Below are 12,273 nucleotides of genomic sequence, written 5' to 3'. Positions count from 1 at the left end.
GGGCAATTCATGCGGGGGGAGCGCGTCAGTGTAGTGGAGCACCGAGGTGACGGGCAGGTTCTCGCAACCCACCGGGCCGTCGATGATCACCTGCAATCCCTTGATGGCGGTGAAGACGTAGACTGAACCCCAGTATCCGCCGGCGCGGTCATGATCGAGGACTAGCATGGCAGCACCTGGCTGTTATTCCTCGCCCCCGCTTCAGCGGGGGAGAGGGCAGGGTGAGGGGGCGTGTCTGCGCGTGAGGACATCAACCATTCTGCGTGTGGCCGGCACCCCCTCACCCCGGCCCTCTCCCCCGCTGAAGCGGGGGCGAGGGGGAAGAGGGGAGCGTTGTTGGTGAGAGCGCACATCATGTCCCAATGGCCTCCTCGGCCAGCAATCCCTTGATGGCGGTGAAGACGTAGACTGAACCCCAGTATCCGCCGGCGCGGTCATGATCGAGGACTAGCATGATGCGACCTCCCTGTAGTTTCCGTCATCCCGGCGAAGGCCGGGATCCAGCTTCCTTGCGGCCGCCAAAGCTGGATTCCGGCCTTCGCCGGAATGACGGAAAGAAAGAGTGCAAACAGCGTGCATCATGTCCCAATGGCCTCCTCGGCCTTGGCCTTCGCGGCCAGCATTCCGGCGTATTTCTTCCGGAACTCGGGGCGGTCCTGCGGCACCTCTTCCCAGATGCCGGAGGCATGGCCCGTGCCGACACCTTCGAAGAAATCCTTCATCACATCGAAGCGATGCTTGTTGCCCAGTGCTGCATTGATCACTTGCGCCAGCGATCCAGCCCCCGCAGGCCCCATCAGCGGACGCGCCGAGATCAGGTTGGTGAAGTAGAGCGAGGGGATCGACAGTTCCTTCGCCTTCTGCACCACCGGCGTGGTGCCGATGGCCAGGTCGGGCTTGGCATCCAGCATCGCTGCGATGTCGTTCTCGAGCGAGGCGCGGTACTGGATGGTCACGCCGCGCGCTTCCAGCCATTCGCGGTCCGCATCTGACCAGCGCGTGCGGGGTGCTGCGGTGCCGACGTAGGGCACTTCCGCGCCGCTCTCGATCAGCAACCGCGCCACCAGAAGCTCGGAACCTTCGTAGCCCGAAACGGTGATGCGGCCCTTGATGGGCTTTGCCGCCAGTGCGCCCTTGATGGCGGGCAGGATGGCATTCTGTGCGGCGGCGATCTTGTCAGCGCTGATGTTGCAGGCCGCACCGATGGCCGCCAGCCAGGCCGCCGTGCCGTCATGGCCCACGGGTGCGGAGCCGACGACCGGGCGGCCGGCACTTTCGAACTCACGAACCGAGGCCGTGTAGAAGGGGTGGATTGCCGCCACTGCCGCGCAATCGAAGGCGGAGAACAGCTCACGCCATTCGCGCGTGGGAACGACCGGGCCCGCTGCCAGCCCCATGGGCTCCAGCATGCGGCCGATGCCGACGGGGTCGGCGGGGAACATTTCGCCCAGCAGCGTGATGGCGGGCAGGGCGCTGCGGGCAGTGCGCGGTGCCGCCACCGGACCCTGGCGGATTTCGGCGGCCGCATATTTCAGCATGGCGCCGGAGAGCACGTCCTTTGCTTCCGCATGGGTCGGCACGCCGAAGCCCGGCACGTCGATGCCGATGATGCGCACGCCGTTGATCTCCTTCGGCAGCAATTGCAGCGGCACGCCGGAGGCGGTGGGAACGCAGAGATTGGTGATGACGATGGCGTCATAGTCTTTGGGGTCAGCGAGCTTGAACACCGCCTCGCGGATGTCCTCGAACAGCTTGCCCGTGACCAGTGTTTCGGAATTGAAGGGCACGTAACCCACCGTGCGGCGCGCGCCATAGAAGTGGGAGGTGAAGGTCAGCCCATAGACGCAGCAGGCGGAGCCCGAAAGGATCGTTGCCGTGCGCCGCATGCGAAGCCCCACACGGAGAGAGCCGAAGGCCGGGCACATGCTCTGCGGCTGGTCATGGGGACCAACCGGATAGTCCTTGGCATATTGCTCCAGCGTCTCGCTCTTGCCGGCGGACTGCGCGGCCTTGGTCAGTTCATCCTTGCCCGCATGGCAGGACATGCCGGCAACATCCGCCTTCGGCGGTTCTGCCGGTGCGGCTGAGACCTTCGGTCCGTTCCTGTCAATGAGGGTTGCCATTGTCTGCTTACACCGCGTCGTAGATGACTTCGAGGGAAGGCCTGGTCACGATGGTGCCGCCGCACATGTCTTCGAAGGAGGCGGGCTCCAGCACCACGCCGCGGCCAACCGCATCGCCCTTGAACAGGCCGAGGAGGCCGTCCTGGTCCAGCGGCGTCGGGCGCTGCGGCGGGGCTTCCGCCACATTGGTGGCAAGGTTCTCGAACACCGAGGCCCAGTCGCCGCCGGGGCGGCCGATGATTTCGTAATTGGCACTCTTGCGGCGGATGTCTTCATTCGCCGGAATGGAGGAGAGGACGGGAATGCCGACCGCATCGGCAAAGGCCTTGGCCTCGCCCGTGCCGTCATCCTTGTTGATGACGATACCGGCCACACCCACATTGCCGCCGAGCTTGCGGAAATATTCAACCGCCGAGCACACATTGTTCGCCACATAGAGCGACTGCAGGTCGTTCGAGCCGACGATGATCACCTTCTGGCACATGTCACGCGCGATCGGCAGGCCGAAGCCGCCGCACACCACGTCGCCAAGGAAGTCGAGCAGCACATAGTCGAAGCCCCACTCGTGGAAGCCCAGCTTCTCCAGCAGTTCGAAGCCGTGGATGATGCCGCGTCCGCCGCAGCCGCGGCCCACTTCCGGCCCGCCAAGCTCCATGGCGAAGACGCCGTCGCGCTTGAAGCAAACATCGCCGATCTTCACTTCTTCGCCCGCCAGCTTCTTCTTGGCCGAGGTCTCGATGATGGTGGGGCAGGCCTTGCCGCCGAAGAGGAGCGAGGTCGTGTCGCTCTTGGGGTCGCAGCCGATGAGGAGCACGCGCTTGCCCTGCTGCGCCATCATGTAGGAGAGGTTGGCAAGCGTGAAGCTCTTGCCGATGCCGCCCTTGCCATAGATGGCGATGATCTGGGTTTCCTTCTTCACCGGGCCGGTGTGGACGGGGTCCAGCGGCTCATTCGCCTCCTGGCGGAGCTTCGCGTCGCGGGCGAGGGTGAGGTCAATGCTGTTCATGCGAGGTCACTCCAGTCGAGGGCCATCTTGATGCAGGAAGGGTCGGTGAATGCGGTGTGGTAGGCTTGAGCCGCGGTCGAAGCCTTGGCGCGGTTGCTGATGAGGCCATTGAGGCTCAAGCGCCCGGAGGTGATGAGGCCGGTTGCCGCTTCCATGTCGGCATGGGTAAATTCGGCGGCGATGCGGAGGCGTGCCTCACGCATGAAGGCGGGCGGGAAGGTGAAGGAGAGCGGCTGCTCATAGAAGCCGGCGAGTGTGACCTCGCCGCGCTTGGCGAGGCGGCCAATGAGCGAATCAAGGAGGCCGTTTGCCCCGCTCGCGTCACAAATGGTGCGGTAGTCCTTACGGTTGTCCGTAGACGGATCGATGACGGAATAGCCATCCGTGCTGGTGCGGCGTGCTTCGGCTGTTTCCCACACGGTTGGTGCGGCACCGCCGAGTGCGAGGGTGATGCGCGCGATGAGGCGGCCGAGGATGCCGTGGCCGACGATCAGTTCAGGCAGCTGCGCATGCTCGCCCGCCACGGCGTGATGAGCGGTGGCGGCAAGTGCGATCAGAATTCCGGTTTCGCCCTCGATGTTGCGAAGGGGCATGGCGCGCCTGGCGGGCAGCACGATCCGTGCCGCAGCGCCGCCGAACAATCCGCGCGCTTGCTTGTAGCAATTGGCGCCGGGCACGAAGACGCGGTCACCCTCGGCGAAGCCATGGCCGCCCTGGGTCACGACGCCCACTGTCTCGTAACCGGGGACGAGGGGATAGCCCATGCCGGGGAAGTCGGGCATGCGGCCCTCCCACAGCAGGCGTTCGGTGCCTGAGGAGATGCCGCTCCAGAGCGCATCGACGACGATGTCGTCCGCTCCCGGCTCCTGCAATGCGAGTGTCCTGAGCGCCAGCTTGCCCGGCTGTTCCAGAACGACTGCGACCGTCTCCATTCTCGGTTTCCCCTGGGGTCCCTGCCTGGCTTTGTGTCAGGCTGAAGACTCCCTAAGATGTAAGCTTACTCTTACACTTCAGACTGTCAAGCAACACATACAGTGAATTTCCACACCCGCTTGCGGCCCCTCCGCGGTGGGGAACCATCCGCGCGGCGGATGCTTCCGCCATGTCTCGGGCAGCTACGAAAAAGCATCCAAAAAGCATCCGCGAAGCATCAAAAAGCATCCGCATCTTGCCTTCCCCTCTCCCCCTGCGGGGGGCGAGGGGGGGGTGGTTAAGCCACCGTCAGCTTCAACACCCCGCACACCACCGGATTGCGCGTGGGAATCACCTCGCAGCTGGCAAACCCGGCCTCCTTGGCCATCCGCCCCAGCTCCTCCGCCGTCCTGGTCCGCCCCTGGCCCATGGCCGCGAAATAGAGCCCGAAATAGGCATCCGTGATCGGCGCGGTGGAAGGGATCCCCGACAGTGGCTCCGCCAGGATCAGCGTGCCGCCCGGTGGCAGCATCCGACTGATATTGCTCAGCATTTTCATAACAGATGGATCGTCATGGTCATGCGCGATGCGGATCAGCGTGGCCACGTCAGCCCCCTTGGGCAACTCGTCCGTCAGGAACGATCCCGGGTGGATTTCCGCGCGATCCCTCAGGTTTGCGCGCGCGATCTCGGCCACGGCGGGCAGGTCGAACAGGCTCAGCTGCAGCCCCGGGTGCTTGCCCGCAGCGGCGGCGAGGAAGGTGCCGTTGCTGCCGCCGACGTCAATCAGGTGCCGGTGCTTGCTGAAGTCATAGGCAGCAAGAATCTCGGCTGCCACCGCCTCCTGCGAGGCCGCCATCAGGGCCGTGTATTCCGCTGCGTGAGGTGTCTCGGAATAGTTCCAGAAGTCCTTGAGCTTGCTGTTCTTTTTCTCGCCGGAGAGCAAGGGCAGGGGGTCGGCCAGGTCCTCGTACAGGATGTGATGGTGGGTGATGAACCGCGCAATCCACGGGTTCCCGGCGAGTGCCGCGCCATGGATGCCCAGCGTGTAATCGCCCGTGCTGGTTCGCTCCAGAATCTTCAATGAAACCGCGGCCTTGAGCAGCCGCTCGGTCTTGTCCGAAGCCCATCCGCTGCGCGATGAGACGGCGGCCAGCGACAGCGGCCTGTCCTTCAGCATCTCGATCAGCCCCAGCTTCACCGTGGCATAGAGCACCTGCGAATAGGCAAAGCCCGCCAGCAGGTCGAAGAGCTGCCGCGAGCGTTGCCGGCTGACCGGCCTAAATGGCGGAAATGAAAGGGCAAATTTCTGGAAGGCCGGGGCTGCGAGAAGGCGGTTGCGCGCCGCCACCCAGCGGTCACGTGCGGCGCCAGCGAAACCCATGATCAGGCGGCGGCGGTGCGCGAGGACAGTCCGGAGACGAGGCTGCGCGAAACGCCCGTGATCTGCTGGCCGAGCTGCTCCTGGCCGGGGCAGGGCGGAATGGCCGCCATGGCCTCTGCCAGCAGGTCCTCGAAATGCCCCATGGCGCCGTCAAAGCCCAGTTCTGCCACGAAATTCGGGCGCTGGTTGGCCTCGTCCTGATGCACCGGCTTGCCGAGCTTTTCCGCCGATCCGGCGACGTCGCGCAGGTCATCTGCCACCTGGAAGGCCTCGCCGATGGCAAAGCCCAGCTTCTGCCAGCCGAGCGGCTCATAGCCCGAGGAGGCAGCACCCGCCATGGTGCAGGCGGCGAACAGGGCGCCCGTCTTGGCGCGCTGGTAGCGCACGATGTCGATCTCGTTCTCGCATTCCCACGCCTGGCCCGCGCAGATGCCCGACGGGCCGCCCACGCAGGAGGCGATGATGCGGGTGAGGGGCGCCAGCCTCTCTCCGGCGCGCACCGCGAGCCATTCGAAGGCCAAAACGATCAGCGCATCGCCGCTGAGCACCGCCAGACGCTCGCCAAAGGCGGCATGCACCGAGGGCTTGCCGCGCCGGAGTGCGGAGTTGTCAAAACAGGGCAGGTCGTCATGGACGAGGGAGGCGCAATGCAGAAGCTCGATCGCCGCGGCGGAGGCGACCGCCGCCGTCGGGCTCTTGTTGCCGCAGGCGTTGGCCACCGCGAGAACCAGCCGCGGCCTGATGCGCGCGCCGCCGGGAAACACCGCATAGCGCAGCGCGTCCGCCAGCCGTGGCGGGCAGGCCTCGCCTGCGGCGCGGGAAACGGCCTGATCCAGTTCGCCTTCCAGGAGAGTGCCAATGTCCATCGCCTGCCGTCCTTTGTGAAGTGTCAAGACGAAACGTCACTTGAAGCTGTAAACAAACATTGACATAGTTGCGCAGGCTCTGCAACAGGCAAGCTTTGAGGTGGGATGCCACGGGATCCAATCATCGTCGTCGGCGCTGGAATAGGGGGGCTTGCCGCCGCCCTGTCGCTTGCCTCCAGGGGTGAGGAGGTGCTGGTGCTCGAGCGCGCGGCAGCCCCCGGCGGCAAGATGCGCCGCCTCGACGTGGCGGGCCGGATGATCGACGGTGGGCCGACTGTGCTCACCATGCGCTGGGTGTTCGAGGAGCTCTTTGCGGCGGCGGGTGCCGAGCTTTCCGCGCATGTGACGCTGGAGCCCCTGCGCGTGCTGGCGCGCCATGGCTGGAGCGAGGCGGAGCGGCTGGACCTTCATGCCGACCTCAACGCCTCCGCCGATGCCATCGGCGATTTTGCCGGAGCCCCGGAGGCGAAACGCTTCCTCGCCTTCAGCGCCGAGGCGCGGCGCATCTACGAGACACTGGAGAAGCCCTTCATCCGCGCGCAGCGGCCCAACCCGCTGACACTCGCCACGGCCAACGGGCTTGGCGGGCTGGCGCGGATGGCGCGAATCAATCCCTTCGAGACGATGTGGAAGGGGCTTGGCCGGCACTTCCGCGACACGCGCCTGCAGCAGCTGTTCGGGCGCTATGCCACCTATTGCGGCTCCTCGCCCTTCCTTGCCCCCGCGACGCTGATGCTGGTGGCGCATGTGGAGCAGGCGGGCGTGTGGACGGTGAAGGGCGGCATGCATGAGCTGGCGCTGGCGCTTTGCGGCCTGGCGCAGCGCAAGGGCGTGGAGATCCGCTTCGGCGAAGAGGTGAGCGCGATCCGGACCCGGGGCGGACGGGCATGCGCGGTGCTGACGGCGCAGGGCGAACGGCCGTGCTCGGCGGTGATCGTCAACGCCGATGCCAATGCGGTGGCATCCGGGCTGCTGGGAAACGAGATAAGCCGCGCAGTGAAGCCGGTTGCGCCGCAGGCGCGCTCGCTCTCGGCCATCACCTGGGCTGCGTCGGTTGAGACATCAGGCTTTCCGCTGGCGCGCCACAACGTGTTCTTCTCACGCGATTATGCACAGGAATTCCGTGAACTGACGAATGGCTATCCTTCAGAGCCCACGGTCTATGTCTGCGCGCAGGACCGCGAGGGCCATGGCGGCGGGCCGGAGCGGCTGCTGCTGCTGGTCAATTCGCCCGCCAACGGCGATCTTGCGCCGCAAGCCCCGGATGCGGTGGAGCACGCCATGCGCGCCAAGCTCAGGCAGTGCGGACTCGATGTGGCATGGGACGGCGGCACCACGGTGATGACCGGCCCCAAAGGTTTCGACGCGCTGTTCCCGGCAACGGGCGGCGCATTGTATGGGAGGGCCTCGCACGGATGGATGGCATCTTTTCAGCGGCCGGGGGCCAGAACGGCGGTTCCGGGACTTTACCTGGCGGGGGGCAGCGTGCATCCGGGGCCGGGGGTGCCGATGGCGGCGCTCTCGGGCCTTCTGGCGGCGGAAAGCCTGATGGCGTCGGGGGTTTCGACGCGGCGGTTCCATCGGGGGGCTACCGTTGGTGGTATCTCGACGGCCTGAGCGACGACGGCCGCCACGGCCTCACCATCATCGGCTTCGTGGGCAGCGTGTTCTCGCCCTACTACGCGCTGGCGCGGCGGCGGGGCGGGGCCGACCCCGAGAATCACTGCGCGCTCAACGTCGCGCTCTATGGCGAGGGCGGGCACCGCTGGAGCATGACCGAGCGCGGGAAGCGCTCCATCTCGCGCAGCCCCGCGCGCTTCGACATCGGGCCCAGCACCATGCGGTGGGATGGCGGAACGCTGGTCATCGACATCGACGAGGTGACGGTGCCGGTTCCCTCACGCCTCAAGGGGCAGGTGCGCCTGACGCCGTCGGCCCTGTGCGCGCATGAGGCGAGGCTTGACCCGCAGGGCCTGCACGTCTGGCGGCCCGTCGCGCCCTTCTCACGCATTGAGGCGGAGTTCGCGCAGCCGGGCCTGTCATGGTCCGGCGTCGGCTATCACGATTCGAACTGGGGCGATGTTCCGCTCGAGGACAGTTTCGAAAGCTGGGTGTGGTCGCGCGCCGCCAAGGCCGATGGCGCGGCGATCATCTACGACACGGTGCTGAAGGGCGGCGCCACCTCCGCCTTCGCGCTCGACATTGCGGCGGGCGGGCAGGTGACGCAGGCGCCCGTGCCGAAGCGGCAGGAGATGCCCACGACGTTCTGGCGCATGGCCAGGCACATGCGGGCGGCCGCGCCGTTCAAGGCGGTGTCACTGCTCGAGGACTCGCCCTTTTATGCGCGCACGCTGCTGCGCATGCAGACGGAGGAGGGAGAGGTGGATGCCTTTCACGAGAGCCTGTCGCTGGCGCGGTTCCGCAACCCGGTGGTGCAGATGATGCTGCCGTTCCGCATGCCGCGGCGCGGGTGATGGGCCCTCCGCCCTCCGCCCCCCGCCAGCGCCTGGCCGGACAGCTGCGTCCTGCAAGCAGGCTGCATTTGCCGTCTGTCAGTTTCATGTTACACAAACTATCAATGACACAGTGCCGGATGATCCCATGAGTGCCCGCTACCCGTTTTCCGCCATCGCCGGGCAGGATGAGTTGAAACTGGCGTTGCTGCTGACTGCCGTTGACCCGCTGATCGGCGGCCTTCTCGCCTTCGGCGACCGCGGCACGGGCAAGTCGACCGCGGTGCGCGCGCTGGCCGCACTCCTGCCGGAGATCCGGGCGAACACTTGCGCCTATCACTGCGATCCGGATTCGCCTTCCGCCCAGTGTGCGGAGTGCCGCAAGACCACGGCCCACAAGACGCGGAAGTTGCCCATTCCCGTGGTTGACCTGCCGCTCGGCGCCACCGAGGACAGGGTGCTCGGCGCGCTCAACCTCGAACACGCGCTCTCCCACGGCGAGAAGCGCTTCGAGCCGGGCCTGCTCGCCCAGGCCAACCGTGGCTATCTCTATGTCGACGAGGTGAACCTGCTCGAGGACCACATCGTCGATCTGCTGCTTGACGTTGCGGCCTCGGGCGAGAACGTGGTGGAGCGCGAGGGCCTCAGCGTGCGCCACCCCGCGCGGATCGTGCTGGTTGGCAGCGGCAATCCGGAAGAGGGCGAACTGCGCCCGCAACTGCTCGACCGTTTCGGCCTGTCCGTCGAGGTGCGCACGCCCACCGAAGTTGCGACATGGGTCGAGATCGTGAAGCGCCGCGATGCCTTTGAACGCGATCCCCCGGGCTTCACCGCGCTGTGGGCGAAGGAAGAGGAGGCGACCCGCCGCCGCATCGCCAAGGCGCGCAAGGCGCTGGATGCCGTGGAGGTGCCCGACGCCATTCTGGAGCGCGCGGCCGCGCTCTGCATCAACCTCAAGACCGATGGCCTGCGCGGCCAGCTGACGCTGATGCGCGCCGCCCGGGCGCTTGCCGCCTATGAGGGCGCAAGGCGCGTTACGGAAGATCATCTGAAGCGCATGGCCGCGCCCTCGCTGCGCCATCGCCTGCGCCGCAACCCGCTGGACGAGACGGGCTCGTCGACGCGCATCTCGCGGGCTGTTGCCGAGGTGCTGGGCGCGTGATGGCGCAAGAGGCATCGATCGTCTGCGCCCTTCTTGCGCTCGACTGCGAGGGGCTGAAGGGCGCGGTGCTGAAAGGCCCCGGCGGCCCTGCGCAGGATGCCTTCATCCAGGCCTTCCGCGATACGCTCCGTGAACGGACGATCTTCCGCCTGCCGCCCCATGCCGGTATCGACCGCCTGGCGGGGAGCCTCGACATCGCCGAAACACTGCGCACCGGCATGCCCTGCCATGACAGGGGGCTTCTCGCCGAGGCCGATGGCGGCGTGCTGCTGCTCACCTCCGCCGAACGGCTGCCAGCCGAGAAGGCGGCGCTCATCGCCGCCCAGCTTGACGATGGCCCCTCGCGCTTCGCCGTTATCGTGCTGGACGAGGGGCTTGATGACGAAGCAGCGCCCGCCATCCTGCGTGAGCGGATTGCTTTCCACATCAATACCGGCGCGTTCGATGCGGTGGCGCCGGCTGATCTTCATGCCGCGCGGCGGCTGCTGCCCGGCGTGAGCGTGCCCGGCCACATTGCCGAGGGACTGTGCCAGACCGCGCTGGCGCTCGGCATCGCCTCACTGCGGCCCGCCGTGATGGCGCTTCGCGCCGCGCGCGCGGCAGCGGCCATCGACGGGCGGAGCGTGGTGGACGATGACGACGCCCGCCTTGCCGCCCGGCTGGTGCTGGCGCCCCGCGCCCGCCGCTTCCCCGTTGAGGAGCAGGAACAGGACGCACCGCCCTCGCCGCCCGAAGCGCAGTCCAGCGAGGCGGAAGGCGAGGAGACGGCACCCACCCCCGGAGAACTTTCCGAGATGCTGCTCGAGGCTGTGAAGGCCTCGCTACCCGAAGGGCTGCTTGCCGCACTCGAGGCCAATCTCCGCGAGGTGCAGGCCAAGTCCGGTGCGGGGGCTGTGTCGCAGAAGATGGGGCTTGCCCGCGGACGCCCCGCGGGCACCCGCCACGGCGTGCCCAGGAATGGCGCGCGCCTCAGCCTCATCGACACGCTGCGCGCCGCTGCACCCTGGCAGCCGCTCCGGCGGCGCCAGTCACCGGCACGCGACGGCCTGCTCGTCGAACGCGCCGACTTCCGCGTGAAGCGCTTCAAGCAGAAGCGCCAGACGACCGCGATCTTCGCGGTCGACGCCTCCGGTTCCGCTGCCCTTCACCGCATGGCGGAGGCCAAGGGCGCGGTCGAGTTGATCCTCGCCGATTGCTATGTGCGGCGCGATGAGGCAGCACTGATCGCCTTCCGCGGCAAGACGGCCGATCTCCTGCTGCCGCCGACGCGCTCACTGCAGCGCGCGAAGAAATCGCTGGCTGATCTTCCTGGCGGTGGCGGCACGCCGCTTTGCGCGGGGATCGAGCAGGCGATGCTGGTGGCGCAGAATGTGCGGCGCGGCGGCGGCACGCCGCTTGTCGTCTTCCTGACCGACGGCAAGGCCAACATCGCGCGCGATGGCACCGCCGACCGCGCGCTTGCCCTGCGCGATGCCGAGACGGCGGCCAGCGTGCTGAAGCGCGCAGGCGTGCGCGCATTGATGATCGACCTTTCCGATGCGCGCGGCGGGCCTGCCCGCAGGATCGCGGACGCCATGGGCGCCAGCTACCTGGCGCTTCCTCATGCCGACGCGGCGCGCATTTCGCACTCCGTGTCCGCCGTGATGAAGGCCTGAGCCATGACAAGCTACCTCGACTGGCGGACGGACGGCGCCGACTGGCCGAACCGGGAGGCCAGCCGCTTCATCACGGCGGCAGGCCTCAAATGGCACGTGCAGGTGATGGGGCAGGGCCCGGCCCTGCTGCTGCTGCACGGCACCGGGGCCTCAACCCATTCATGGCGCGCCGTGATGCCGAAGCTTGCGCCGCATTTCACGGTGATCGCGCCGGACCTGCCGGGCCACGCCTTCACCAATCCGGCGGGAAAGCAGAGCCTGTCGCTTCCCGGCATGGCCAATGCCATTGCCCTGCTGCTGCGCGAGCTGAAGCTGGAGCCGGTGCGCGCCGCGGGCCATTCAGCAGGTGCCGCAATCCTCGTGCGCATGGCGGTGGAGCGGCTGTTCGCGCCCGCTGACATCGTGAGCCTCAACGGCGCCTTCTTCCCGGTGAGTGGCGTTGCCGGGCAATTCTTCTCACCACTCGCCAAGGCGGTGGCCGGTGCTTCGCTGATCCAGCGCATGTTCGCGCGCATGGCGGACAAGAAGGCGGTGGACCGCCTGCTGCGCGACACGGGCTCCGTCATCGACGAGGAGGGGCTGCTGTTCTACCAGCGGCTGTTCTCCAACGAGGGCCATGTGGCGGGCACGCTCGGCATGATGGCGGCCTGGGACCTCCACTGGGTGTCACAGGACCTGCGCAACCTCGGCGTCCCGCTCTATCTGGTGCGCG

At 67.1% G+C, this 12,273-nt stretch carries 10 protein-coding genes and 1 pseudogene; 5 read left to right on the top strand and 6 right to left on the bottom strand.

The features are described 5' to 3' along the window. The 6 genes and pseudogenes from ACILRA_RS11945 to ACILRA_RS11920 all read right to left on the bottom strand — a co-directional run. Nucleotides 1-168: pseudogene (locus tag ACILRA_RS11945) on the bottom strand (chlorophyllide reductase subunit Z); the annotation flags it as partial. A 410-nt stretch (nucleotides 169-578) separates the two neighbouring features. Beyond that, nucleotides 579-2,123 carry a chlorophyllide a reductase subunit Y gene (gene bchY, locus ACILRA_RS11940; RefSeq protein WP_395662322.1) on the bottom strand — a complete coding sequence of 515 codons (1,545 nt, stop codon included), beginning with the start codon at nucleotides 2,121-2,123 and terminating at the stop codon, nucleotides 579-581. A gap of 7 nt (nucleotides 2,124-2,130) precedes the next feature. Further along, nucleotides 2,131-3,129, bottom strand: coding sequence for a chlorophyllide a reductase iron protein subunit X (locus ACILRA_RS11935; protein ID WP_395662321.1), 999 nt, complete (start codon nucleotides 3,127-3,129; stop codon nucleotides 2,131-2,133). Further along, nucleotides 3,126-4,061 (bottom strand): chlorophyll synthesis pathway protein BchC, encoded by a 936-nt coding sequence (gene bchC, locus ACILRA_RS11930; RefSeq protein WP_395662320.1) that lies wholly within the window; start codon nucleotides 4,059-4,061, stop codon nucleotides 3,126-3,128. Before bchC ends, ACILRA_RS11935 begins: the two co-directional genes overlap by 4 nt. A 278-nt stretch (nucleotides 4,062-4,339) precedes the next feature. Continuing rightward, entirely contained in the window at nucleotides 4,340-5,425 is a 1,086-nt protein-coding gene (locus ACILRA_RS11925) for a methyltransferase (protein ID WP_395662319.1), read from the bottom strand. A gap of 2 nt (nucleotides 5,426-5,427) precedes the next feature. Further along, the gene (locus tag ACILRA_RS11920) at nucleotides 5,428-6,291 is read right to left on the bottom strand and encodes a polyprenyl synthetase family protein (protein WP_395662318.1); all 864 of its coding nucleotides are present in this window, start codon (nucleotides 6,289-6,291) and stop codon (nucleotides 5,428-5,430) included. A 105-nt stretch (nucleotides 6,292-6,396) separates the two neighbouring features. On the opposite strand from ACILRA_RS11920, the gene crtD reads away from it, so the two are divergent. The 5 genes from crtD to bchO all read left to right on the top strand — a co-directional run. Beyond that, complete coding sequence (gene crtD, locus ACILRA_RS11915; RefSeq protein ID WP_395662317.1) at nucleotides 6,397-7,908, top strand: 1-hydroxycarotenoid 3,4-desaturase CrtD; 1,512 nt, start codon at nucleotides 6,397-6,399, stop codon at nucleotides 7,906-7,908. Then, nucleotides 7,905-8,765: a hypothetical protein gene (locus tag ACILRA_RS11910; RefSeq protein WP_395662324.1), complete on the top strand. Its 861-nt coding sequence runs from the start codon at nucleotides 7,905-7,907 to the stop codon at nucleotides 8,763-8,765. The genes crtD and ACILRA_RS11910 overlap by 4 nt, the downstream gene beginning before the upstream one ends. A gap of 127 nt (nucleotides 8,766-8,892) precedes the next feature. After that, complete coding sequence (gene bchI / locus ACILRA_RS11905; RefSeq protein WP_395662316.1) at nucleotides 8,893-9,906, top strand: magnesium chelatase ATPase subunit I; 1,014 nt, start codon at nucleotides 8,893-8,895, stop codon at nucleotides 9,904-9,906. Next, entirely contained in the window at nucleotides 9,906-11,561 is a 1,656-nt protein-coding gene (locus ACILRA_RS11900; protein WP_395662323.1) for a magnesium chelatase subunit D, read from the top strand. The genes bchI and ACILRA_RS11900 overlap by 1 nt, the downstream gene beginning before the upstream one ends. Before the next feature lie 3 nt (nucleotides 11,562-11,564). Continuing rightward, nucleotides 11,565-12,273 (top strand): alpha/beta fold hydrolase BchO (gene bchO / locus ACILRA_RS11895; protein WP_395662315.1); only part of this gene is annotated, 709 nt, incomplete at its 3' end.

The organism is Aestuariivirga sp., from assembly GCF_044239095.1.
Classification (GTDB): Bacteria; Pseudomonadota; Alphaproteobacteria; order Rhizobiales; family Aestuariivirgaceae; genus Aestuariivirga.
Note: the sequence above shows the minus strand (reverse complement) of the source record. Positions and strands in the feature narration are given on the sequence as shown.